22 protein-coding genes are annotated in these 24,188 nt (G+C 68.5%); 12 read left to right on the top strand and 10 right to left on the bottom strand.

The window, feature by feature from the left end:
- Positions 1-12 precede the first annotated feature (12 nt).
- From cpaB to HDC96_RS03525, 11 genes are all read left to right on the top strand, one after another.
- Positions 13-1,050 carry a Flp pilus assembly protein CpaB gene (gene cpaB / locus HDC96_RS03575; RefSeq protein ID WP_179458768.1) on the top strand — a complete coding sequence of 346 codons (1,038 nt, stop codon included), beginning with the start codon at positions 13-15 and terminating at the stop codon, positions 1,048-1,050.
- Between the two features lie 19 nt (positions 1,051-1,069).
- On the top strand, positions 1,070-2,437 hold the full coding sequence (locus HDC96_RS03570) for a type II and III secretion system protein family protein (protein WP_179458767.1): 1,368 nt from the start codon (positions 1,070-1,072) through the stop codon (positions 2,435-2,437).
- Between the two features lie 25 nt (positions 2,438-2,462).
- Entirely contained in the window at positions 2,463-3,740 is a 1,278-nt protein-coding gene (locus HDC96_RS03565) for a fimbrial protein (protein WP_257018573.1), read from the top strand.
- Entirely contained in the window at positions 3,725-5,077 is a 1,353-nt protein-coding gene (locus HDC96_RS03560; RefSeq protein ID WP_179458766.1) for a CpaF family protein, read from the top strand. Before HDC96_RS03565 ends, HDC96_RS03560 begins: the two co-directional genes overlap by 16 nt.
- A 2-nt stretch (positions 5,078-5,079) precedes the next feature.
- The gene (locus HDC96_RS03555; RefSeq protein WP_179458765.1) at positions 5,080-6,018 is read left to right on the top strand and encodes a type II secretion system F family protein; all 939 of its coding nucleotides are present in this window, start codon (positions 5,080-5,082) and stop codon (positions 6,016-6,018) included.
- A 36-nt stretch (positions 6,019-6,054) separates the two neighbouring features.
- The gene (locus tag HDC96_RS03550) at positions 6,055-7,005 is read left to right on the top strand and encodes a type II secretion system F family protein (RefSeq protein ID WP_179458764.1); all 951 of its coding nucleotides are present in this window, start codon (positions 6,055-6,057) and stop codon (positions 7,003-7,005) included.
- 5 nt (positions 7,006-7,010) lie between these two features.
- Positions 7,011-7,904 carry a Flp pilus assembly protein TadD gene (locus HDC96_RS03545; RefSeq protein WP_179458763.1) on the top strand — a complete coding sequence of 298 codons (894 nt, stop codon included), beginning with the start codon at positions 7,011-7,013 and terminating at the stop codon, positions 7,902-7,904.
- On the top strand, positions 7,901-8,353 hold the full coding sequence (locus HDC96_RS03540) for a DUF3613 domain-containing protein (RefSeq protein ID WP_179458762.1): 453 nt from the start codon (positions 7,901-7,903) through the stop codon (positions 8,351-8,353). Before HDC96_RS03545 ends, HDC96_RS03540 begins: the two co-directional genes overlap by 4 nt.
- Positions 8,354-8,366: 13 nt before the next feature.
- Entirely contained in the window at positions 8,367-10,538 is a 2,172-nt protein-coding gene (locus HDC96_RS03535) for a TadG family pilus assembly protein (protein WP_179458761.1), read from the top strand.
- Positions 10,539-10,630: 92 nt separating this feature from the next.
- Entirely contained in the window at positions 10,631-11,350 is a 720-nt protein-coding gene (locus HDC96_RS03530) for a DUF2968 domain-containing protein (RefSeq protein WP_179458760.1), read from the top strand.
- Positions 11,351-11,470: 120 nt separating this feature from the next.
- The gene (locus HDC96_RS03525; protein ID WP_179458759.1) at positions 11,471-12,850 is read left to right on the top strand and encodes a serine hydrolase; all 1,380 of its coding nucleotides are present in this window, start codon (positions 11,471-11,473) and stop codon (positions 12,848-12,850) included.
- A gap of 75 nt (positions 12,851-12,925) precedes the next feature.
- On the opposite strand, the gene HDC96_RS03520 is transcribed toward HDC96_RS03525, so the two are convergent.
- The 7 genes from HDC96_RS03520 to HDC96_RS03490 all read right to left on the bottom strand — a co-directional run bounded on the left by HDC96_RS03520 (position 12,926) and on the right by HDC96_RS03490 (position 19,978).
- Complete coding sequence (locus HDC96_RS03520) at positions 12,926-13,360, bottom strand: hypothetical protein (protein ID WP_179458758.1); 435 nt, start codon at positions 13,358-13,360, stop codon at positions 12,926-12,928.
- A 126-nt stretch (positions 13,361-13,486) separates the two neighbouring features.
- Entirely contained in the window at positions 13,487-13,954 is a 468-nt protein-coding gene (locus HDC96_RS03515) for a GNAT family N-acetyltransferase (RefSeq protein ID WP_179458757.1), read from the bottom strand.
- 105 nt (positions 13,955-14,059) lie between these two features.
- On the bottom strand, positions 14,060-16,783 hold the full coding sequence (locus HDC96_RS03510; RefSeq protein ID WP_179458756.1) for a TonB-dependent receptor: 2,724 nt from the start codon (positions 16,781-16,783) through the stop codon (positions 14,060-14,062).
- A 198-nt stretch (positions 16,784-16,981) separates the two neighbouring features.
- Positions 16,982-17,749, bottom strand: a complete 768-nt coding sequence (locus tag HDC96_RS03505; protein WP_179458755.1) for a SapC family protein — start codon at positions 17,747-17,749, stop codon at positions 16,982-16,984.
- 119 nt (positions 17,750-17,868) lie between these two features.
- On the bottom strand, positions 17,869-18,669 hold the full coding sequence (locus HDC96_RS03500) for a CDP-diacylglycerol diphosphatase (RefSeq protein ID WP_343202993.1): 801 nt from the start codon (positions 18,667-18,669) through the stop codon (positions 17,869-17,871).
- An 87-nt stretch (positions 18,670-18,756) separates the two neighbouring features.
- A complete protein-coding gene (locus HDC96_RS03495) occupies positions 18,757-19,383 on the bottom strand; it encodes a decarboxylase (RefSeq protein WP_179458754.1) in 627 nt (208 codons plus the stop codon).
- A 100-nt stretch (positions 19,384-19,483) separates the two neighbouring features.
- The gene (locus tag HDC96_RS03490) at positions 19,484-19,978 is read right to left on the bottom strand and encodes a DUF1543 domain-containing protein (protein ID WP_179458753.1); all 495 of its coding nucleotides are present in this window, start codon (positions 19,976-19,978) and stop codon (positions 19,484-19,486) included.
- Between the two features lie 170 nt (positions 19,979-20,148).
- On the opposite strand from HDC96_RS03490, the gene HDC96_RS03485 reads away from it, so the two are divergent.
- Complete coding sequence (locus HDC96_RS03485) at positions 20,149-20,454, top strand: hypothetical protein (protein WP_179458752.1); 306 nt, start codon at positions 20,149-20,151, stop codon at positions 20,452-20,454.
- Between the two features lie 79 nt (positions 20,455-20,533).
- On the opposite strand, the gene dld is transcribed toward HDC96_RS03485, so the two are convergent.
- Genes dld through lldR form a run of 3 tightly spaced genes read right to left on the bottom strand, consistent with a single transcriptional unit; the run spans position 20,534 to position 24,180 of the window.
- Complete coding sequence (dld, locus tag HDC96_RS03480) at positions 20,534-22,255, bottom strand: D-lactate dehydrogenase (protein ID WP_179458751.1); 1,722 nt, start codon at positions 22,253-22,255, stop codon at positions 20,534-20,536.
- Positions 22,252-23,412 (bottom strand): FMN-dependent L-lactate dehydrogenase LldD, encoded by a 1,161-nt coding sequence (gene lldD, locus HDC96_RS03475; RefSeq protein ID WP_179458750.1) that lies wholly within the window; start codon positions 23,410-23,412, stop codon positions 22,252-22,254. Before lldD ends, dld begins: the two co-directional genes overlap by 4 nt.
- Positions 23,413-23,415: 3 nt before the next feature.
- The gene (lldR, locus tag HDC96_RS03470) at positions 23,416-24,180 is read right to left on the bottom strand and encodes a transcriptional regulator LldR (RefSeq protein WP_179459598.1); all 765 of its coding nucleotides are present in this window, start codon (positions 24,178-24,180) and stop codon (positions 23,416-23,418) included.
- Positions 24,181-24,188 lie beyond the last annotated feature (8 nt).

The raw sequence follows: 24,188 nt of genomic DNA, 5'->3' as shown, positions 1-24,188 counted from the left end.
CCGGAGAACAGCATGCTCAAATTGACCCGCATCGCCGCGATCCTGTTGATCGGCCTGGCGGTGATCCTGGCGATCGTCGCCTTCGGCGTCAGCCGTCGCGCCAGCCAGACGCCCCCCGGGACGCCGGCGACCGCGAACGCCCCGGCACAACCGGCAACCTGGCCGGTGGTCGAGGCGGTCGGCGCGTTGCCGGCAGGACGCCCGATCACGGCCGAGGACCTGCGCGTCACGGGCCATCCTCAACGCCCCACGGGCGGCTACACCTCGGTCAACGCCCTGATCGGTGCGGTGCCGACCCAGGACATCCCGGCCGGCACCCAGATCCAGACCGCGCAGATCGCGCAGGGCTTTTCGTTGCGCCTGAATCCCGGCGAGCGTGCGCTAGCCGTCCCGGTGGACGAACTGGTCGCCGCCGGCAACCGCATCCAGCCCGGCGATTTCGTCGACGTCTTCCTCAACCTGCGCGCCTCGCGCGGGGTGCGCGATGACGGCGATGCACAGACCCGGCTGCTGCTGTCGCGCCTGCGCGTGCTCAGCTATGGCGCGCAGGACGTACAGAGCGTGGCCACGGTGCCGGCCGATGGCAGCGAGCCGCCGCCGGCCGACAGTCGCGCACAGGACATCACCGGCGGGAGCAGTTCGGCGGGCGGTTCCCGCAGCGATGGCACCACAGCCCCGGCACGCAGCGCAGTGCTGGCGGTGCCGGTCGCCGAAGCGAACCGGCTGCTGCTCGGCGCCCAGCAGGGCAAGCTGTTCCTGGCGCTGCGCAACCCGGCCGACATCGGGCTGCCGGACCAGGCGCTGTTCCCGACGCCCAGCCGCGTGCTCAGCCCGCGCCGCGAGCTCTCCGCCGAAGAGCGCCTGGCCCTGCAGCGGCCGGAGAACGACGCCTATGCCGGGATCGATACCGATGCATTGGCCGGACGCGGACGCAGTGCCGCCGCCGCACTGCCGCTACCCAACAGCGCCCCCCGCCGCGCCACGCCCCGCGCGGACCGCGGCATCGAAATCATCCGTGGCGACATTTCCTCCCATAGCGGGTCGCGCTAAGCCCATGCCGAGACAGCCCATGACCGAACGCCCCACCCTCGCGCGCCGTCTCTCCCACGTTCTGCCACGCTGCCTGCTGGTCGGCGTGCTGATCGGCAGCCCGCTGCTGGCCAGCGCCGAGGCCGAGCTGGTGCTGCAGACGCGCGAACAGCGGCCGTGGTCACTGCCGGCCAATCTGGAGCGGGTGGCCATCGCCGACCCCAGCGTGGCCGACGTGGTGATGCTGCGCGGCCGTGAGGCGCTGCTGGTCGGCAAGGCACCGGGCAGCACCACCCTGCTGCTGTGGCGCAACGGCAGCCGCGAGCCGGAGCGTCTGCAGGTCGAGGTGCGCAGCGCGGTGCAGGGCGCCGTCAGCGCACAGGGCGGCGGCACTGGCCTGATCGTGCAGGACGGCCAGGGCCTGCTGCAGGGCCTGAGCCCGTCGCTGCTGGACCACCAGAGCAGCGTGAAAGCGGCCGCGATGGCGGTGGGCAAGGACGGCCAGCTCGCCGACATCGCCACCATCGCCAGCGGTGGCGTGGTCCAGGTCGAGGTGAAGATCGTCGAGTTCAACAAGTCGGTGCTGCGCCAGATCGGCATGAGCTTCGGCAACAAGAACTTCAACCGCAACAACGGCTTCTACTACGGCATCACCCGCCCGGGTTCCACGCTGCCGGGCCTGCTGCCGGTAAGCGAATCGGCCGGCCCCGACGACGTCATCATCACCAACCCGCTCTCGTCCGCATTCGGGTTGGTGTTCAAATCCCTCACCCATGGCTGGGATGCGAACATCGACCTGCTGCAGAGCAACGGCATGGCCCGGGTGCTGGCCGAGCCGACCCTGGTCGCGCTATCCGGGCAGAGCGCGAGCTTCCTGGCCGGTGGCGAGCTGCCGATCCTCGAGCCGCAGGGCCTGGGCACCACCACGGTGACGTTCAAGCCGTTCGGCATCGGCCTGACCGTGACCCCGACCGTGCTCGGCCCGAACCGCATCGCGCTGAAGGTCGCTCCGGAAGCAAGCGATCTCAACTATGCCGCCGGCATCACCTACAACGATGTGCAGGTGCCATCGATCACCACGCGCCGCGCGGACACCACGGTCGAGCTGGGCGACGGCGAAACCTTCGTGATCGGCGGGCTGGTCAGCAACAACGTCACCTCCAACGTGGACAAGGTGCCGCTGCTCGGCGATCTGCCGATCATCGGCTCGTTCTTCCGCACCCTGAATTACAAGAAGGAAGAGAAGGAGCTGGTCATCATCGTCACGCCGCGGCTGGTGCAGCCCCTGGCCCAGGGCACCGAGGTGCCGCTGCCGGGCCAGCGCGAGGCATCGCCGAACCTGCCGGTCTGGGGGGCCTGGCTGCTGAGTCCGGCGTCCTCGGACCAGCTGCCCGGATTCTCGCGCTGAGCCCGATGCCAGGAACCTGCCCGCCATGTCCGCCACCCTGCAACTGGTCCAACCACGGGATGCTTCGATGAAGCTCGTGCTGTTTGCGCCGGACCGCGAACTGGCCCCCCTGCTCTCGGCGTTGCTGCCGTCGCTGGGCACGGTGCAGTGGCTGGACAGCGCCGCGCCGGCGTCGGCGCTGGAACCCCTGCGCGATACCGGCTGCGTGGTGCTGCTGGACTACCGGCACGAGCACGCGGCGTTCTCCGCGGCCCTGACCCGCCAGCTGCAGGCGCAGGCGCCCGAGCTGCCGCTGGTGGCGGTCGGCTCGACCCAGGCCGAGCACATGGACGGCGTGGTGGCCGCGCTGCGCGCCGGGTTGCGCGACCTGCTCGATCTGGACAGCGCGCCACAGGACATGGAAGCCGTGCTGCGCCGCGCCGCGTCGCTGGGCGTGCAGGGCCGCGGCACCGTCCCGGTCGCGCCACCGGCACGCGCGCGCATGGTGCTGCTGCTCGGGGTACGCCCCGGCGTGGGCAGCAGCACGCTGGCCGCGCATCTGGGCGTGCTTGCGCAGCAGGCCACGACGGCGCACCCGGATGTTCCAGCTGAAACGGCCCCTGCCGGCACGGGCACGTTGCTGCTCGACCTGGGGCAACCCACCGGCGATCTGACGCTGTACCTCAACGTGGACCCCAGCTTCCATTTCGACGATGCGCTGCGCAACGCCGGACGCATCGACGCCACGCTGGCGCGCACCGCGATGGCCCACCACGCCACCGGCGTCACCCTGCTTGGCCAGCCGCCGGGCATGGAAGGGGCCGCACTGCCCGACCCCGGCATGCTGATGCAGCGCCTGCGCAGTGTCTTCCACACCGTGCTGTGCGACCTCGGCGGTGTCCCCCTGCGCCAGTTGCCGGTGTCGCTGCTCAACAGTGCCGACGACATCTGGCTGATCGCCGACCAGTCGATCGGTACCCTGGTCTCGCTGGACCAGATGCTCCGCCATCTCACCCAGGTCGGTGCGCGCGATACCCGGGCGCAGCTGATCATCAACCGCCATGACGATGCCAGCGGCCTGAGCCCGGCGCAGATCGCTGCCCGCTTCGAGCTGCCGCTGTTGGCAGTGCTGCCCGATCGGCCCACACTGCGTTCCAGTGCCAGCCATGGCCGCCTGCTGCTGCAGGATGCACCCCGTGATCCGTATGTGCGTGCCCTTGCCCCGCTGTTGTCGCACCTGGATCCGACGGCCCCCGCGCCGGCCAGGGGCTGGCGGGAACACCTCGCCCTTCGCCTGAGTGGTTCCCCATGGAAGACAAAGTGACCCCGTTCCCGACCCCCACGGCCCGTGCCGATGCAGGCCCCGAAGCCGAGCCTGGCGTGCAGCCGTTCGAGCAGTCCGAGCAGTACCAGAAAGTGCTGATCGCCGCGCATGAGCACCTGCTCAACAGTATCGAGGACGAGCGCATCGACATCGATGCGTGGGCGCCGGATACCGTGTCGCGCTATGTGCATGCGCAGACCGCCGGCTTCGTCCACGAGTGGCGGATCCCGATCAACGAGGCCGAGAAGGACATCGTCGCCAATGCGCTGGTCAAGGAGCTGACCGGCTTCGGGCCGCTCGATGACCTGCTGCATGATCCGGAGATCGAAGACATCCTGATCAACGGTTACAAGGACATCCACGTCTCCCAGGGCGGCATGCTCAAGCGCGCGCCGCAGCGCTTCAGCGACGACAGCCACCTGCTGCGCATCCTGCGCCGGATCCTCGCCCCGCTCGGCCGGCGGCTGGACGAATCCAACCCGATGGTGGATGCGCGCCTGCCCAACGGCGGCCGGCTCAACGCCATCATCTCGCCGCTGGCCGTGGATGGGCCGATGGTCTCGATCCGCAAGTTCCGCAAGGACCCGTTCACCCCGGACGAACTGCTGCGCATGGGCACCTTCGACCGGCCGATGCAGGCACTGCTGCACGCGATGGTGCTGGGCCGCTGCAACATTCTCGTCTCCGGCGGTACCAGTTCGGGCAAGACCTCGCTGCTCAATGCGCTGGCCAATTACATTCCGGCCAACGAACGCGTCATCACTGTCGAAGACACCGCCGAGCTGTCGCTCAACCATCCGCACGTGGTGCGCCTGGAAAGCCGGATCGGTGGCGCGGACGGCAACGGCGCGATCAGCATCCGCGACCTGGTCCGCAACAGCCTGCGCATGCGCCCGGACCGGATCGTGGTCGGCGAAGTGCGTGGCGCCGAAGTGCTGGAAATGCTGCAGGCCATGAACACCGGCCATGACGGCTCGATGGCCACCATCCACGCCAACTCGCCGCGCGACTGCCTCTACCGTATCGAGATGCTGGCCGGATTCGCCGGTTTCCAGGGCAGCGAGGACAGCCTGCGCCGGCAGATTGCCAGCGCCATCGATTTCATCGTGCAGATCTCCCGCCTGGGCAGCGGCCGTCGCGTGCTGGTTTCGATCACGGAAATCACCGGGGTCACCGACAACATGATCGCGACCCAGGAGATGTTCCGTCACGAAGTGCAGATCGATGCCGACGGCAAGGAACAGGATCGTTGGGTCGGGCTGGGCTTCCAACCGCATTCGCACAAGCTCGAGCCGTTCCGCCGGCAGCTGCGCGAAGCGCTGGGCGGAGGCTTCTGAGCATGGCCTTCGTCCTGCTCCTGTGCAGTGCGGCGCTGGTGCTGGTGGCCCTGGCCGTGGAGCTGTGGGGCGGCGCGGCCGCACGCGAGCAGCGGAGGCTGTCGCTGCAACACGCCGAGCAGCGGCTTTCGCGGCCGGACACGTCGCCGCGCCTGGCCGGGATCAGCGACAGCCCTGCCCCGATGCCGGTGACCACCGCGCCCACCGGCCTGCCCTGGGATGCGCTGATGCAACGCGCCGCCCTGCCGACCGGCTGGCGGGTGCCGTTGCTGGTTGCCGCCGCCGCTGCGGTGCTGGCGTGGATCGCCAGTGCGCGGCTCGGCACCGCGTGGGCCGCGCCGATCGTGCTCGTGCTCAGTGCCTTGGCGGCGTGGTTCTGGGTATCGCGCCGGATCAATCGGCTGCAGGCCAGACTACTGCGCCAGCTGCCGGACTTCCTCGACAACCTGGTGCGCTTGGCCGGGCTCGGCAACAGCCTGCAGATGGCGTTCCAGACCTCGGCCGCGCAGATGCCGATGCCGCTGCGTGGCCTGCTCGATGCCACCCTGTCCTACACCCGCAGCGGGCTGGACCTCGACCGCGCCCTGGCGCAGGCGGCCCAGCCCTATCGGCTCGAAGCCCTGAACGTGCTGTCGGTCGTGCTCGGCGTCAGCGTGCGCATCGGCGGCCGTGCCGACCAGATCCTGCAGCGCATGGCCGATTTCATGCGCGACCTTGACCAGGCCCAGCAGGAGCTGATGGCCACCACCTCCGAAACCCGCATGTCGGCCTGGGTGCTCGGCCTGCTGCCGCCGATCAGCGCCGTCCTGATGGCGATCACCAGCCCGGACTTCTTCCAGCCGATCATCCACGAGCCACTCGGCCACAAGCTGCTGCTGTGGGCGCTGGGGCTGGAACTGATCGGCGGCTTCCTGCTGTACCGCCTGGCCAAATCCCTATGAGCGCCCGCCTGCCCTTCCCGGCCACCGGAGGTCACCATGACCAGTAGCGGCTGGTGGATCGCCTCGTTGTTGGTGCTCGCCACAGGCGTGGCCCTGCTGGGAGTGCGTGGCTGGGTATTGAGTAGCCGCGAGCAACGCAACCAGGAGACGCTGCAGGCCGCGTTGCGTCCGCGCGACGTGCCGGGCTCACCGTCCCCGCCCGCGCAGCCCCCGCTGAGCCTGCGCCAACGCTGGCTAAAGGGGATCGCGGCATTCGGTCAGCGCTTCAACGGCGGGCGCATCGAAGCCGCCCTGCTGGCCCCGGAAGATCGGCTGCTGCTCGATCAGGCCGGCTGGAACACCCAGGCCGGCACCGCGATCTTCCTCGGCCTGCGCCTGTTGATCGCGGTCGCCACACTGGTCCTGGTGCTGGCGTTCAACGACAGTACCGGCTTCAGCCGCGCGATGGCGATCTTCGGCGCGCTGGCGTTCGGCATCCTGCTGCCCAAGTTCGCGCTGCGTACCTGGGCGATGCGCCTGCGCAAGCAGGTCTCCGCGGAACTGCCGCTGCTGATCGATCTGCTGCGGCTGCTGCAGGGGGTGGGTTTCAGCATGGACCAGAGCCTGCAGACGCTGGGCGACAAGCTGCGCAACGCCGTCCCGGTGCTGGGCCGCGAGATCCACCAGGCCAACATCGCTTACATGCATGGGCGCAGCCGCGAGCAGTCGCTGCGCCGGCTGGGCGAATCGTTCGATGACGAGGACCTGCGCAGCCTGGTGCAGCTGATCCTGCAGGTGCATGCCCATGGCGGCGCCGTGCAGGAGCCGTTGCGCCAGTTCAGCATCCGGCTGCGCGAACAGCGCCGTTCCACCCTCAAGGAGAAAGTCGGCAAGCTCTCGGTGAAGATGACCGTCGTGATGATGTTGACGTTGTTGCCGGCGTTGATGCTGGTGCTGGCCGGTCCGGCCATCATCGCCCTCGCCTCCGCCTTGACCCAACTGGATTGAACGCCATGCGCCACGCCGTGCTTTCCCGCCTCTGCCTGCTGTTCGCCGCGACAGCCCTCTGCGCCGCCTGTTCGAACGTGCGCAACGGCTACCGCCAGGACCCGATGGCGCTGGCCTCGCCCGAGGTGGCGCCGCAGGACGACAAGCAGCTCTACGCCGAGCTGATCGCCAGGATGCAGCAGCAGGGCGCGTACTACGCGTCGCTGGCGCACGTGGATGCCTACCGGCAGCGTTATGGCGACAGCCCCCAGCTGCGGCTGTTGAATGCCGATGCGCTGCGCGAAACCGGACAGCGCGAGGCCGCATTGGCGCTGTACGCCAGCCTCACCAGCGGGCCGCAGGCCGCGGCGGCATGGCACGGACTGGGTCTGGTCGCGGCCCGCGACGGTGACGCGGCGCGCGCGGAACAGGCGCTGGCGAAGGCCGTGCAGCTGCAACCGTTGAATACGGGCTACCTGGGCGATCTTGGCTTCGCCCGGCTGCGCGCCGGCGACTGGGCCCGGGCGCAGGAACCGCTGGCCAAGGCTGCCGAGCTGTCCCCCGGCAGCGCCAAGGCCAATGCCAATCTGGCGGTATGGGCCCTGCTGCGTGGCCAGAACGAGATGGCCGAGACGATCATGCGCAACGCACGCTTGACCGACAGCGCCCAGGCCGAAGTCCGCCGGCTGGCGGAACAGCTGCGCCAGCAGGCCACGCCTGCACCGTCGGTGCAGCGCGCCCCGGCCAGCGTCGCCGCAGCGGCCCCGGCGCCCGGACCCACCGCCCGCGCCGCCACCCCATTGGCAGCCCGTCGGGTGGCGGTCGATACCGATCGCCGCACCAGCAGCGATGCACGTCTGGCGCCATCGATGCTCGAGCGCTTCAGCACCGCCACTCCCGCCAGCGAGAACACGCCATGAGCCAGCTGCGTCGCCTGTCTGTTTGCCTCCTGCCCGTCGGCCTGCTGCTGATGCTGCCGGCCTGGATCTCGCCCGTGCTGGCGCAGCAGGCACCGCTGACCGGACAGATGCTGGGCGGGCAGGATGCCCCGCCGGTCGCCGTCACTGCGCCGCCCGTCGCGGCACCCGTACAGCCCCATCCCGCTGACGTGACGCGCGCGCCGGGCCATGCCCCGGGCATGCCGACCGAGCGTTACGTTCCCCCCGCGCCGCCGCCGCGCACCGAGATCGGCCAGACCACCCGCGACCTGCTGCGCATGCAGGCCGCGGGCACCCACGCCGGTCCGCGCCTGCCGATCCTCGGTGACCAGGCGAGCGCGAGCTACGCGCGTTACCTCAAGAGCTTCGAGCACGAGATTCCCGAGTTCCTCAAGACCAGTGTGAAGAAGGACGTCAGCGATACCAACTGAGGAGGGCAAGGCCATGCACCAGTCCAGCGCCCGCGTACCCGCGCCGTCCCGCCGGCGGCTGCGCGGCGGGATGTCGGTCACCATGATGCTGGTCCTGCTCGGCCTGGTCGGCATGCTCGGCCTGGTCGAAGTGGGCTATCTGTACTGGGCCAAGCGCGATGCGCAGAAGGTGGTCGACCTGGCCTCGATGGCCGGCGCGCAGCGGCTGGATCTGTGCAGCGCCGACCGCGGCGACAACAGCGCCGCGCGCGGCAATGCGGAACAGGGCAATGGATTCTCCGGCACCCTGGCGATCCAGTGCGGCAACTGGAACCCGACACGCGGGACGGACGACCACTTCAGCATGACGCTGGATGCGGCAAACCCGCTCAACGCCGTCAAGGTCGTGGCGACCCGCCCGGTCGTGCCGTTTTTCGGCCAGAACACGCGCCTGCCCACGGTCCGCGCGCAGGCGGTGGCGACCCGCGCGCCACCGATCGCCGTGTTCTCGGTGGGCTCGCAGCTGCTGCGGGTCAATGGCACGACGCCGCTTGGCAACGTGCTCACTCTGGTCGGCGTCAATCTGGACCGGACCACCCTGCTCGGCTATGACGGGTTGGCGCAGGCCAAGGTCACCCCGGGCGGCCTGCTGCAGGCGCTGGGCATCCCGGTCGATGCCAACATCGGCATCGCCGAATTCAACGCGCTTCTCGCCGCGAACCGCGTATCGCTCGGGCAACTTCTGGACGCTACGGCCACGGTGCTGACCAACAGCGGTGTCGCCAACGTGGACCTGACCGCATTGCGCAATGCGCTCGCGGCAAGGATCGATCTCAACCAGCTCAACGTGCAGCTCGGCAGCACCGATGCCACGGGCGGCCTGTTCGCGCGGATCGTGGCACCCGAAGGCCCTGCATCGCCAGCCCTGCAGGCCGACATCAGCGCGCTGGACCTGATCACCACCAGCATCAGCATCGCCAGCAGCGGCAATGGCGTCGCGGTGAACAACCTCAACATCCTGGGCCTGGTGCAGACCCGCGCGGCGATCATCGAGCCGCCGTCCATCGCCATCGGCGGCGTCGGCACGCAAGCCTACAACGCGCAGGTCCGGCTGAAGATCGATATCGATACCGCCGGGCTGGCCGTGCTCGGTCCGGTGCTGAGCGGGCTGGGCATCCGCCTCAACCTGCCGATCTATGCCGATGTGACCAACGCGATGGGGACGCTGGAGGCGCTCAATTGCGGCGCAACACCGCCCACTGCCACGGTGCGGGTGCAGTCCTCGCTGCTGCGCGCCTGTGTCGGCCGTGTCGATGCGGCCCATCAGTTCTCCGAGCGCAATGTCTGCGATACCGGGCTGCAGAACGAGCAGCTGCTGACCCTGCTGGGTGCGCCGCTGGTCACCGACAAGATCTCGCTCAATGCCCTCGCACACGATGAACGCGTCACGCTGGCTGCCAGGGAAACCGCCTCCACCCGCTTCAACCAGGCCCAGGTCGGCGCGGCGGTTTCCGGCCTGGTGAGTGAACTGCTGCGGGTGCTGAGCAACGTGGTTACTCCCGGCAAGCAGGGCAGCACCGATGCCGCCACCGCCAACCGGTTGGCGGATCAGTATCTCAAGGCCGCCAATCCGGGTAACGGATTCTACGATGCCAAGAAAACCATCGAGCTGCTGCGCCAAGGTGATCCGGGGCACGGCATCGGTGCGCTGGGTGACTGGGATGTGCCCAATGGCGTGCCCTACCCGTGCGGCCTTCTGAATCTCGATACCTGTTTCAAGACCGGCTCGGTCTGGGTTGGTTACAACGCGACGGTCACCGGTGAAGGCATGGGCGGACTGAGTGGCGTACTGGGTCCCATTCTCGGCGGACTACTGATCAACCGCTGCAACAGCCTGCTCAGCACCCTGCTCAACTACAACAACTGCGTCAAATCCAATCTCGCTTCCTATCTGCAGACCCGGCCCGGGGGCCTGCAGGACCTGGGCGGCGGCACCGGCGTCACCGATCCGGGCAGCGACCAGGTCCGCTGCAGCGGCCTGCTGTGCCTGGCTCTGACCCCCGTCCTGGAAACCCTGAAGCCGCTGCTCAATGGCGTCGGCACCCTGCTCTCGCAGACCCTGGCGCAGATTCTCGGGCTGGAGCTGGGCCGGACCGACGTGCATATGCAGTCGATCCAGTGCACCCCGGCACAGTTGGTTTATTGACGCCATGGCGAAGTGCAGACCACGCGATTGCGCGTGCTAGACTCCGGCGGGGACTTAACTTCACCGATAATCCATTCGTGGATGGCCAGAATATGCGAGAGAGAAAAGGGGTGGGTTCCATCGTCACGCGCGCGTTGACCGGTGGAATCGTGTTGCTGCTGACATTGTCCGTCGTACCGCAGGCCCTGGCCGCGCGCGCATCGCGTGCCGAGCCGGCCGCGGAGGCCTCATCGCGCCCGGCGCCGGTGGTCCGCAATACCGTGGACGAACTGCGCCAGCTGGTCGATTCCAAACAGCTGACCGAGCTGCGCACGACCTACAACGGTGCCTACGGCGCCAGCCTGCTGTTCAATACCAGCACGCTGAACTACTACGTGGCGCTGTTCCACGAGAAGGACTTCTGGCGCGTGATCAAGACCGATTCGGTCGACAACGCCGAGAAGGTCTACCGCACGTTCGTCGAACAGACCGAACAGCTGGCCCAGGTGTATATCGACACCACCCGCCTGCAGGCCGGCAAGCGTTACACCGAAAACCTGGTCGCTTACAACGCAGAGCGGCTGCGCAGTCTGCAGCAGGAAGCCGAGCTGCAGCGCCAGCAGTCGTTGCAGGTCAGCGCCTCGCTGGAACAGGCCAAGCAGCAGGCCGTCAGCCTGAGCACCGACCTGCGCAGCTCCCACAGCGAACTGGACGCGCTCAACCAGCGCATCCAGACGCTGCAGGCGCAGCAGCTGGATCCGGCGCTGTCCCTGCCCTCGGCCGAATCGGCTACGCCGGACCCGGTGCCGCAGGGCAACCCCGGCACCCCGTAACGGCATCGCGCGCCCTGCCCCGGCAGGGCACGTCACGGACGGCGCCGATGGCGCCGTCTTCGTTTGCGGTGCAGTACCCTTGGTGGCGCAGACGTACTGCGCATCAGCAAGGAGTGCACCATGCCCGTTCCACGTCCCCGCATCATCGTGTCCGGCGTGCGCGGCGCGCTGGCGTCATCGCGCGCCCGCCTCGCCGCTGTACTGGTGGCCGTCCTCGCTCTGCCGGGCGCCGCCACCGCTGCCCCGGCGCCGCCGACCGCACCGCCGCTGTCGGCGGAGGCGTCCGATCCGAAGCTGCTGGGCTGGATGCAGGGCGCGCCGCCGCCGGAAGACAAGCGCATCCGCTACACCGACGACGATTATTTCAGCTTCCCCAAGCTGCGCTGGACGGCCTGCCATTTCCGCCAGTTGATGCCCACCGTCGGCGTCAGCCGCGGTGCGGGCGCTGCCCGTGCGCTGCCGCGTCGGCTGGATGACGCGATCGACGCGCTGTCGTTCACGCCGCTCGGCAGCAGCACCCGCATGACCTGGGCCCAGTCGCTGCCGGCCAACTACACCGACGGCATCGTGGTCCTGCATGACGGCGTGGTGGTCTACGAACGCTACAGCGGCTGCCTGGACGAGCATGGCCAGCACGGCGCGATGTCGGTCACCAAATCGATCACCGGGCTGCTCGGCGAAATGCTGGTGGCCGAGGGCGTTATCGATGAAGCCGAGCGCGTCGGCGCGATCATTCCCGAGCTCAAGGACAGCGCCTTCGGCGACGCCACGGTCAAGCAGGTGCTGGAGATGACCACGGCGCTGCGCTACAGCGAAGACTACGCCGACCCCAATGCCGAGGTCTGGCAATACTCCGCCGCCGGCAGCACCCTGCCCCCGCCCGCCGGCTACACCGGGCCGCGCAGCTACTACGACTACCTGCAGACCGTGCAGAAGCAGGGCCGCCACGGCGAAGCGTTCGGCTACAAGACGATCAACACCGATGCCCTGGGCTGGATCATCGCCCGCCGTACCGGCCAGTCGGTCGCGCAGCTGCTGCAGTCGCGGATCTGGCAACGTCTCGGCGCCGAGCAGGATGCGTATTACACCGTGGACTCCACCGGCACGCCGTTCGCAGGCGGTGGCTTCAATGCCGGCCTGCGCGATCTCGCCCGGGTCGGCCAGCTGCTGCTCGATGACGGCAAGGTGGGTGGCCAGTCCGTCGTACCCGCCGCCGCGATCGCCCGCATCCGCGCGGGTGGCAACACGCAGGCCTTCGCCAAGGCCGGGTATGCACAGCTGCCGGGCTGGAGCTATCGCGGCATGTGGTGGATCTCGCACAACGACCACAGCGCCTACATGGCGCGCGGCGTGCACGGCCAGGCCCTCTACATCGATCCCACCGCACGGGTGGTGATCGCGCGGTTCGGCTCGCACCCGGTCGCCGGCAACAGCGCCAACGACCCGACCACCCTGCCCGCTTTCGACGCCGTCGCGCGGTACCTGATGACGCAGCCCTGAGCGCGGTGGTCGGCGGCGAGCGGACAAGCTGACACACGTCGCCTCCGGTGCGCCGATCGAACCGGTGCCGGGCGGTCACCGGCAGGCGTCATGGACACGGTCATCCATCTGCCGGCTAAGCGCGAGGCTCGGCCGCTGGCCCGCCTTCTTGTAGGCCGTCTCCCGCTGGCGACGCGCCGCGGCGCACTTCACAGGATCGGTGTGGACGGTGATCAGCGCTCCGCGGACGCCCGAGGCCGGTGGCGCGCGGGGTCGCTTCGGGCGCTTCTGGCGCGTGGGTGCAGCGCCGGCACGACGTCTGGCCTGGAGCTCCTGCCGCAGCGATTCGATATGGATGTCATTGGCCCAGGTGTCGGCAGGCGGCGGCATCTCGCGGATGCGTTCGGTGAGACCCTGGCACGGGGTGGACTGATAGTGCCGCGCGCCGTCCACCAGACAGGTATGAACCTGTCGAGTGGGCGGCTCGACCGGTGTGGCACTCATGATCAGGGCCAGCAACCACGCAGGCATCGCATCGCTCCGTGCAGAGGCATCCAGCATGTCCCGGGGCCGGCACCGCTGTCGTGACCGTCTGCACAATGACCCACCCATGCGCATGAACCGGACACGGAATCACGGCCACGCCCTACCCCGACCCTACGGTGCGGCGCCCACGTGCAGCTCGAGCACCTCATCGCCCAGCGCATCGATCTCGCCGGTCGGCCGCCAGCCGAGGTAACGATAGAACCCGTGCGAGCGAACCGCCGGATCCGCTGCACACCCCAGGATCAGCCGCGTATGCCCGGCATCCACCAGATCGGCAATGGAAAGATCCAACAGATGCCGACCGATGCCCTGCCCTTCATGGGCCGGCAACAACGCAAGCACCACGATCTCGCCGCCTTCGCGATCGCCAAAGCAGTAGCCGACGATCCGCTCACCGTCGAGTGCGATATGCCCCGGCAGTGCATCGTCACGGATACCGGCCGCCCAGCTGTCTTCCGTGATGCCGAGCTCGGCGAGCTGCGCGGCGGAGAACGCGTTCTCGCGGGTGCGTCCGCGCAGATCGATGCAGGCCGCGGCATCGTCGGGTAGCGCGCGGCGGTACCGGATCGGGTGGGTCATAAGTGCTTCCTGCCATCGCCGAAACGCCCGGCAGCGCACAGTATGCCGTTGCATCGCGGCAGGCCCAAACGCAGCGGACCCGGCATTGCCGGGCCCGCGAGGCGACTACAGGAAGCGGTAGTCGAACTCCAGCCACAACTGGCGGCCGTACGGGTCGTAGTTGCCGACCGGATAGAACGGCCAGCCACCGCCGTTCTTGTCCGCCGGCGGGCGGCTGTCGCGCAGGTTGTTGACGATCAGGCCGAGCGTGGCGTTGTCGTTGAGCTTGCGGTACAGACTGGCGTTGTAGGTCATGTACGGGGCGATGCGGCCGCTGCCATCGGTCTTCGGCAACGAGCCGTAGCGCATGCCGTACAGCGTGGCGGTCCAGTCGTTGATCGCCCAGGTCACGCTGCCGTTGACCTTGCTGCGCCACTGGTAGGAATCCAGCGAGTTGCGCTGGTCCTGGACCTCGTCACCGGCGAACTGGCGGTAGCTGTGATCGATCACCAGCGAGTAGGCAACTCGCGCGGAGAAGCGACCGTAGCGACCGGCATCCCAGCGCAGGGTCGACTTCAGGTCGATGCCGCGCACGGTTTCGGACGCGGCGTTGATCGGGTTGATCAGCACGCGCACCACCTGGTTCGGCTGCACCGCGGCATCGGCCGGGTTGCGGATCACCCGGCGCAGCGCGTCCTGGCATTGCGCCGAGCCGATATCGCGCGCGTCGCCGCCGACGGTCTGGCCGAGACGGCAATCCGCTTCGTCCTTGAGGATGCGCGTGGCGTCGAGGTTGGTGACCTCGTCGTCGATGCGGATGTCGTAGTAGTCGGCGGTGAAATCCAGATTCGCCGACGGCGACCAGACGAAGCCCAGGCCATAGGACTTCGCGGTCTCCGGCTGCAGCTGCGGGTTGGCGCCGCTGGTGTAGTCGATCGCCAGTCCGCTGAAGTCGCAGTCGTCATAGGCCTGGCCGGCACTGCGGCAGCGCCAGTAGTCGGTCATGCCGGGGTTGTAGCCGCGCGTTTCGGTCGCGAACACATAGTTCATGTCCGGCGCACGGAAGCTGGTCGCCGCACTGGCGCGCAGCAGCAACGTATCGAACGGGCGGAACTCCAGGCCGGTGCTCCAGGTCGCCTTGCCCAGGTGATCCCCGGCCGCGCGGTACTGGTCGTAGCGGCCGGCGACGGTCGCGGTCAGGCGCTCCAGCAACGGCAGCTGCAGCTCCACGCCGGCCGCATAGCGATCACGTTCGCCACCGGCGGGAATGCCGGCATTGAGGTTCCAGAACACGCCCTGGCCCAACGCCGGGTCCGGGCGGTTGCTGTAGCCCTGGCTGCCGGCCTCGACCACCGCTGCCAGCGCGGCACGGCCGCCGGGCAGATCGAACAGCTGGCCGTTGACGCTGACGCTGGCGGTCTGCAGCCACGCCGCGTTTCGGCTCTCGTAACGGTCCGACAGACCGTCGTACTCACCCGGGGTCAGCGGCTGGTACAGACGTGACGGATCGGGTGCATACACCTCCACGCCGTTGCGGGTGCCCAGCTGCGGGCCGAGCAGGTATTCATTGATGCCGACCAGCAGGCCCGGACGCTGCGTCCTGTTCTCGTAGCGCGAGCGGCTGTAGGCCGCTTCGTAGTCCCAGTCCGAGCCGCCGATGCTGCCTCGCGCACCGACGTTGAACGACCACGACTGCTCCAGGAAGCGATTGGCGTTGCGCTGTACGCCGCCGATCTCTTCCGGAGCGAAACGTCGGTACCAGCTTTCCAGCTGACCGCTGTTCTGGTTGTAGAAGTAATTGCGCGAGGAGGTCCAGCTCGGCGCACGCGTGTTGTTGTAGATGCGCGCGGTGCCGATGGCCGCATCGGCGAACAGTTCCTGGCGATCGTTCAAACGCCAGGTCACGGCGCTGTAGGCATCGATGTTGCGCTTCTCGGTCTGCACGGTCCAGAACGTCGGCGAGGCTTCGTTGCTGCCGCAGTACCACCCCTGGCGGGGATTCTGCGCGCGGAACACACTGCCGCCGTAGAGCGTGCTGGAGGCATCGCACCCGTCGGTGCCGGGATCGATGTAATTGTTGGTGGACGCGTTGCGGCGATAGGCCACCGCCGTCGCCAGCGGGTCCACGCCACGCGGGTCGTCGGTCAGCGAGTCCATGAAATCGCGCTGCGAGCCGTAGATGGCCTTGCGGTTGGCGATCTCCAGACCGAAGATCGCGTCCCACTGCTCGCCCGAACCACCGCCGACGGCCTGCAGGCGCTGGTTGTCACCGCCGCCCTGCTCGGTAGTGCCGGCGCGGACATTGATGCCGACGCCGTCATAGGTTTTCTTGAGGATGATGTTGACCACGCCGGCGATCGCGTCCGAGCCGTACACCGCCGACGCACCGCCGGCCAGCACTTCGATCCGGTCGATCAGCGCACTCGGGATGTTGGCCAGGTTGACCACGTTGACCGAGCCTTCGTAGGCCAGCGGGTAATCGGACTGGCGGCGGCCGTTGACCAGCACCAGCGTGCGGTTCGGGCCCAGGCCACGCAGATTGATCGTGTTGGCCGCCGGGGTGAAGGTGTTGCCGAAGTCCTCGCCCTGCACGTTGCCGGTGTTCTCGGTCAGCGCGCTGAGTGCTTCGAAGGCGCTGCGATAGCCCTGCGCCTCGATCTGCTCCTGGGTGATCACGGTTACCGGGGAGGGGCCTTCCACGCTGGCGCGCGGGATGCGCGAGCCGGTGACCGTGACCGCATCGAGCTGGGTAGGCGCATCGGCGGCGTGGACCAGGGCGCCTGCGCCAAGCAGGGGCAACAACGACAGAACCAGGGCCCGCCGACGCAGCGGGCGATACAGCACAGACATGCAGAATTCCGGTAAAGAGCTACGTCCCGTCGCGGGCAGGCCCGTGCCGGAGCGTAGTGAGGAAGGGGCCGTGATTCTGCTGAACAGGCGGGAAAGGGGGAAATGACCGCCCGGGATATGCTTATCGATATTTCGCCTAAGCAACGAAAAACGGCGGCCCTGCGGCCGCCGTCTGCGTGACTCCGCGTGCGCCCAGGCTCAGGCGTCGGCGGGCAGCGCGCTCTGGCGGTTCACCAGCGCGCTGAAGCGTGCCAGCGAGCTCAGGTGGTGATGCACCAGCGCCAGCCAGCCGTTGCGGTGCCAGGCCACCACGGTGGCGTCCGGCAGCGCGGCGAACTTCTCCACGTCCACGACCTGGAAACCGTTGATCGACATCTGCCGGCCATCGGCCAGGGTGACGTCGATATTGCGGTCGATCAGCAGGCTGTTCTCGATCAAGGCAGCAGTGAAGCGACGGGTCGCATCATGCTCGCGGGTGTAATCGCCGCAGAAGCGCATGGCGTTGTCGACCACCTCGGTCGCCTTGCCATCCTGGAACAGCGGCAGGCCGTCCTCGCTCTGGCCCTGGTTGACCTGCCGGGCGGCCGAGTCCAGCGCGAGCACGTACTCGTCCTGCTCGCCGGCCTGCATGAACACGAACGGGTAGCGGCGCACGTAGGCGGGCACGTAGCTCTGTTCGTCCCACAGATCATTGGCAACGAACAGATTGCGCTGGGCCAGACCCACGGCCACCACCGGCATCGCATCCTTGCCGGTGAAGATGATCGGGTAATGCTGGGCCAGCGAGCCGAACTCGCCGATCACGGCGGGAATCGCGTTGGTATCCGCCGCGAAATGCGCGGTGTCGGGCACCAGGCGCCAGGCGGCATGCAGATCCGAGCGCAGCGGCACGGGCGCTTGGTAGAACAGCGGACCGGTGGCCTGGGACGGCGCAGCGGCGGGCGGAGTCGTGGTTTCAGCAGTCATGGAATCAGTCGGATACGACGCGCCAGTCAGCCCGGGCGCGAAAGCGGGAACCGCATTGAACGGCCACTATAACGTGCCACGTCCGCGGTTTTTGTTTCAATCGTGCGATCTGCCACGCCTCACAGCACGCCATCCAGCGGACCGGCCGCGCCGGTCAGCACCGCGCACGCATGGTCCTGCAGCTCTTCGCCGCTGGCCTTGTTGCCGACGGCCAGGTCCAGCCGGGTGGCCAGCAACACGAAGCCGGGCGCGCCGGCTGCATCGGTCCGTCCCGCCACCACCAGCGACCAGTTGCCGATATCGGCGGGGTCGGCCAGCTGAGCGGCCAGCAAGCGCACCGGATTGGCGGTGAGCTCGGCACCCGGTAGCTGGCGGGCCAGATAGGCATGTCCGCGCAGCGGCTCCGGCAACGGCTTCCAGTCGCTGCCGATGGCAGGCTGCAGCCGACGCAGCTGGCCCAGGACATCCGCGCGCAGGCAATCCACATGGATGTGCAGTTGGTGCTGGGAGCGACCATGCGGCGAGTTCAAGGCCAGACTGGCCACATCGCGCGGCAGCGCCCGGCCCAGTGCCTGCTCGGTGTGGCTGCGGGCCGCCCAGGCCGCGGAGAAATAGTTCGGTGCACCGGCCCTCAGCAGCGCCGGGCTTTCGATGCCCGAGACCCGGTCCAGGGGCAGCAGCAGAAATTGATAGTGGCCATGCGCGTCCTTCAGCAACACATCACGGCGATGCGCCTCGGCGGCTACCGCCAGGCAGCTGCCGCGCGGCGCTGCATCACCCGCGCAGTCGCGCTGGATGATGCCCCACAGCGCGTCCGGATTGGCAGGCGGTTTGGCAGGCGGTGCGCCCGGCGGCCGGGCCGGCGTGGCGCAGGCGGCCAACAGCAGCACCGCACAGGACAGGGACAATCGGGCGATCACGGACAGGCTCGGACAAGGAAACAGGCCCGCAGCAGCGATGCCGGCGGGCGGGCGCGATTGTACCGTGCCGGTTCTGTCGCTTCCGTGTCAGTACGTTCTGTAAGGCACCTCAACCACCACCGGCGCGGCGGGTGCCGGCGGCTGCAGGGTGTAGCGATCCAGCGCGCCATTGTCATCGGCAAACCGCTGCGACTGCTCCTGCAGCCGGTAGCGGGTGGCGCCAAGCTTGATGCTGCCGCCCTCTTCCAGCGCAGCGCCCGCAGGCAGCAGCAGACCGCCGAGGTCGCTGTAGCCGCCGCCGTCCTGCGAGAAGACGTGGTCGACCAGCTCGCCCTCGCGCGTCATCGCGAACACATGCGGGTCGCCGTGCCGGCGGTTGTAGTCCTCGTTGCCAAGCAGGTCGGCGATCCAGACCCCGGGCAGCCGGTAGCGGGTTTCCAGCGCGATCGCATCCAGCCGCTCACTGTCGACCACCAGGCAGCACACCGCCTGCTTGTTCTCGCGGTCGAGGATCGCGAAACGCTCGCCCTTGGCGACCTCGCGCGGCAGGATCGCAAACGGCTGGTTGCGCAGGACCGGCTCGGCGCCGCTGGCCGAATGCAGGTTGCGCCAGCCACCGAAGACCGGCGGGTCCGGCTCGGCCGCAGCGGCGCTGCCCGCCATCGTCATTCCCAGTGTCACGATCAGCGCGGCCGTGATCTTCCTGCTCTGCATGTTCTACTTCCGTTGGTTGATCTGTCGCGGCGACAGCGCCGGACCTCATAGGACCGCGACACTATGCGCCAGCGGCATGGCCGCGGGCAATCGGGTCCGCTCAGCCGATCACGATGTAGTCACTGACCAGGGTGATCCCGCGGTGCGCACCGCGCTCGAGCTGCACATGGCGGCCGCCGACCTGGTCGATGGCGATGCAGTCATCCACCTCCAGCAGCGCATCGGTATGCGGCTTGAACCAGCTGGCATCACGCAGCTCCTTGGCCTTGCGCTTTGCCTCGTCGACATCGGTGGCGACCAGCAACCGGTAGTCATGCGCCTCGCCCAGCGCGCCCGCGGCGTAGCCACCGAGATTGAGAAAATACAGCCGCGGCGCGCCCGCCGCCGGTGCGACATCGGCAAACCGCACGCGGTACTCCTCCACCCCATCCACCGCGAGCCAGCCATCGACATGCAGCCCCCTGCGTTCGCCGAACCAGTCCTGGCGCAGCTGCGGGTAAGCCTCCTCGATCGCATCGACATTGGCGAAGGCCACGTCGTGCACCTCGATCCGGGCGCGGGCATGCCGCCCGCCAAGCATGAACACGTGCAGCACCCGCGACTCCCGGCCTGGCCGATTCTGAGAGGGGCCAGTGTAACGCCCAGGGCGAAGCGCCCTGCCCCCGTGCGCCGACCCGGCTGCGTCGAACGGTCGCGGGGCGGCCACCACGCGACGATGCACGTGGCGGTGGTATGGTCGGCGCCTGACCCCGCAGGAGCGACCCGATGGCATCCCTTTCCCGTTATCCCCTCGCCGCGATCATGCTCGCAGGCACCCTGTCGCTGACCGCCTGCGTCAGCTCGCCGGGGCCGGAAATCAAGGGCCCGGGCCTGTGCAAGGCCGACGAACTGGGCTGGGCCATCGGGCAGCCGGCCGACCAGGCGAACATGCGCAAGCTGCTGCTGCAGAGCGGCGCCGGCCTGATCAACCCGATCGGCCCGGCCACGATCACGTCGCGCGACCTGCGCCAGGATCGCCTGCGCGTGTTCATCGACAAGGACAACGTGATCACCGCCGTCCGCTGCGAGTGATTCTCCGCGCGTAGAGCCACCCCATGAGTGGCTGTGCCGGCGTATGGCAGGTTTCAAAGCAGCCACCCATGGGGTGGCTCTACCCGTGGGTGGTGCAGTCGCAGCTGCTCCATCCGCGCGTCTTCGCGGTCTGGCCGATGCCGGGATTGAACGTATTGCTCGGATCCAGCTGCTGATAGAACGCCGCCAGGGCCGGCTTGGCCGGGTACAGATGACCGACGTTGTGTTCGGCCGGATACTCGGCCCCGCGCGCATCCAGCAGCGCCCACATGGCGTGCTCGATGGCCAGCGGATCTTCGCCCTTGCGCACGATGTAATCCTGGTGGAACACATGGCACAGGAAATGCCCGTAATACAGCTTGCCGGCCAGCTTGGTGTCGATGGCCGCCGGCAGCTGTTCGACCCACGCGCGGTCGTCGCGCCGCAGGGCCACGTCCAGCGCAACGATGTCCTCGACCTCGCGCCGATGGACTTCGCGGTAGCGCACCGCCGCGCCGGCGACCGCGAACCGATGCAGGAATGCCTTGCGCCCTTCTTCGGCCGTGCAATGGAAGAAGTCCCCTTCGCCATCGGCGAAGTGATGGCGCAGGAAGGTCTCGGTCGCTGAGGCATCCACCGCTGACACCTTGAGCAGCAGGTGGTGCTCGTAGCGATCCCGGAACTGCCCCATGCGCGCCGGCAGATGGCCGGGCAGACACTGCATCGCCCGCTGGATCACCCGGTCGGTGACACCGCGCAGGCCCAGGCTTTCGAACCAGCCGTCCACGCGGCTCTTCAGCGCGAACGCCGCCGGCACCCGAGCGGTACCAAAGCGGTCGATCAGCAGGAAGGTGTCCTTGCCGTAGCGTTCGCCGATGTCATACGCCTGGCGGTGCAGGTACTCGCCGGAGATCGGCAGGCGTTCGAAGGCAGTCAACAGGTGGCGGCGGATCGCGGTGAGATCCTCCATCGCATTGCTGCCGATGTAGAACACCTCGCCCGGCTCGCGCGCGAACGTGTCCAGGCGCACCGCGAACACCGCCAGCTTGCCGGCCGAACCGGAGGCTTCGTAATGCCGCGCGGGATCGGCGTTGTAGCGGGCCGGGGTGGCCGCATCGACCTGGCGCACCTGCTCGGCATAACGCGGATCGGAGGCCGCGCGGTCGTTGTCGTTGTCCACCTCGGCAGCCGCGTAGTCGCCGCGCTGCAGCCGCTCCAGGATCTGCTCGGGGGTGTCCCCCAACGCGATGCCAAGATGATTGACCAGCTGCAGCTGCCCATCGGCATCGACCTGGGCGAACAGGGCCAGCTCGGTATAGGCAGGGCCACGTCGCACCAGCGACCCACCGGAATTGTTGCAGACCCCGCCCAACACCGATGCACCGATGCACGACGAGCCGATCACCGAGTGCGGTTCGCGATCCAGCGGTGCGAGCACCTTCTCAAGGCGGTCCAACGTCGCGCCCGGCAGGCAGATGACCTGGTGGCCGGCGTTGATCAGCTGCACGCCAGTCAGTCGCAGCGTGCTGACGATCACCACCGGGCGGTCGTAATCCGCGCCATCGGGCGTGGAACCACCGGTGAGGCCAGTGTTGGCCGCCTGCATGATCACGATGGCGTTGGCCGCCACGATCGCCTGCAGGGCGTACCACTGCTCCAGCAGCGTGCCCGGGCGGACCACCGCCAGCACCGGGCCGTCGCCGAAGCGATAGCCCTTGCGGAAGCGCCGGGTCGGTTTGTCGCCGGACAGGACGTGCGCATCGCCGACGATGTCGCGCAGCTGCGCCAGCAGTGCCACCGTGCCCTGGGATGCGCCGCTCACGGTGCGACCGCGAGGCGACGGGTGGCGTCCACCAGCGAATCGCGGCTGATGTCGGCGATGGTCTTCGCGCCGGTGAGCGTCATCGCCACGCGCATTTCCTTGGCCACCAGGTCCAGCAGGTTGGCTACGCCGGCCTCGCCCTGCGCTGCAAGGGCATACACGAACGCACGCCCGAGCAGCACGCTGTCCGCGCCCAGCGCGATCATGCGGACCACGTCCAGACCCGTGCGGATGCCCGAATCGGCCAGGATCTTCAGCTCGCCCTTGACCGCATCGGCGATCGCCGGCAACGCCCGTGCGGTGGAAAGCACGCCGTCCAGCTGGCGCCCGCCGTGGTTGGAGACCACGATGCCGTCGGCCCCGAAGCGCACGGCATCGCGCGCATCCTCCGGATCGAGGATGCCCTTGATCACCATCGGGCCGGTCCAGAACTCGCGGATCCACTCCAGGTCTTTCCACGAAATGGAGGGATCGAAGTTGTTGCCCAGCCAGCCGATGTAGTCGGCCAGACCGGTCGGGCTGCCCCGGTAGGTGGAGATGTTGCCGAGGTCGTGCGGGCGGCCGAACAGGCCCACGTCCCACGCCCAGCGCGGATGCGTGACCGCCTGCAGCATGCGCCGTGCCCCCGCGTTCGGGCCGCTCATGCCCGAGTGCGCATCACGGTAGCGCGCGCCCGGCGTGGGCATGTCCACGGTGAACACCAGGGTGGTCACGCCGGCGGCCTTGGCCCGCTCCAGCGCATTGCGCATGAAACCGCGGTCCTTGAGCACATACAGCTGGAACCACATCGGCCGGTCGATCGCCGGCGCCACTTCCTCGATCGGGCAGACCGAGACGGTGGACAGCGTGAACGGAATCCCCCGGCTCGCCGCCGCCCTCGCCGCCTGCACTTCACCGCGGCGCGCGTACATCCCGGTCAAGCCGACCGGCGCCAACGCGACCGGCATCGCCAGGCGTTCGCCGAACAGGTCCGTTTCCAGGCTCAGGTCGGACATGTTGCGCAGGATGCGCTGGCGCAGCGCGATGTCGGACAGGTCCGCGACATTGCGCTTCAGGGTGTGCTCGGCATACGCGCCGCCATCGATGTAGTGGAACAGGAACGGCGGCAGGCGACGTTGCGCCGCTGCGCGGTAATCGGTGGAGGCGGAAATGATCATGGGTCAACCGTGGGAAGAAGGAAGCCGTGACGCGCGCGTGCGGCGGGCTTCGTTGTCGTCGAGCGTGCGCAGGGAGGTGTGCACGAATTCCAGGTGCGCGTGCGCGGCGGCACGCGCGCGTTCGGGGTCGCCGGAGAGCACGCCGTCCATCATTTCGCGGTGCTGGGCCGACAGCGGCTCGAAGGTGCGGGCGGAGGTATAGAGCTTCTCGCGGCTCTGCGAGATATTGGTCTGCAGCAGCTCGAACAGGCCGCGCATGACCTGCAGCAGCACCAGATTGTGCGAGGCCTCGGCGATGGCCAGGTGGAAGGCCGCATCGGCCTGAGCCTCGCCGGCCGGATCGTCCTTGCCGTGCGCGGCCATCATGGTATCGAAGGCCTCGCGGATCCTGGCGCGGTCCTCGTCGGTGGCCCGCAGCGCCGCATGCCAGGCGGTCGCCCCTTCCAGCGCGTGGCGGATTTCCAGCACGTCGAAGCGGTATTCCGGGTCGCCCTGGAACAGCGGCAGGTACGGCATCAAGGGCTCATCGATGGTCTGGCGGGCGCGGGCCGCCGGCTCGCTCACGTAGGTGCCGCCGCCGACGCGCGCGCTCAGCAGGCCCTGGCTGGCCAGCTGCGCGATCGCCTCGCGCAGCGCCGTGCGCGAGACCCCCAGCTGAACCGCCAGGGGACGCTCGGCCGGCAGGCGGTCGCCGGGCTGCAGGTTCTGCTCACGGATCAGGCCACGCAGCTGCGCGGCCACCTTGTCGGACAGGCGTTCGTTCTTCATGGCGCCAT

The sequence above is a fragment of the Stenotrophomonas sp. JAI102 genome, assembly GCF_013409105.1.
GTDB classification, from domain to species: Bacteria; Pseudomonadota; Gammaproteobacteria; order Xanthomonadales; family Xanthomonadaceae; genus Stenotrophomonas; species Stenotrophomonas maltophilia_AA.
This window is presented reverse-complemented; position numbering and strand designations above follow the sequence as displayed.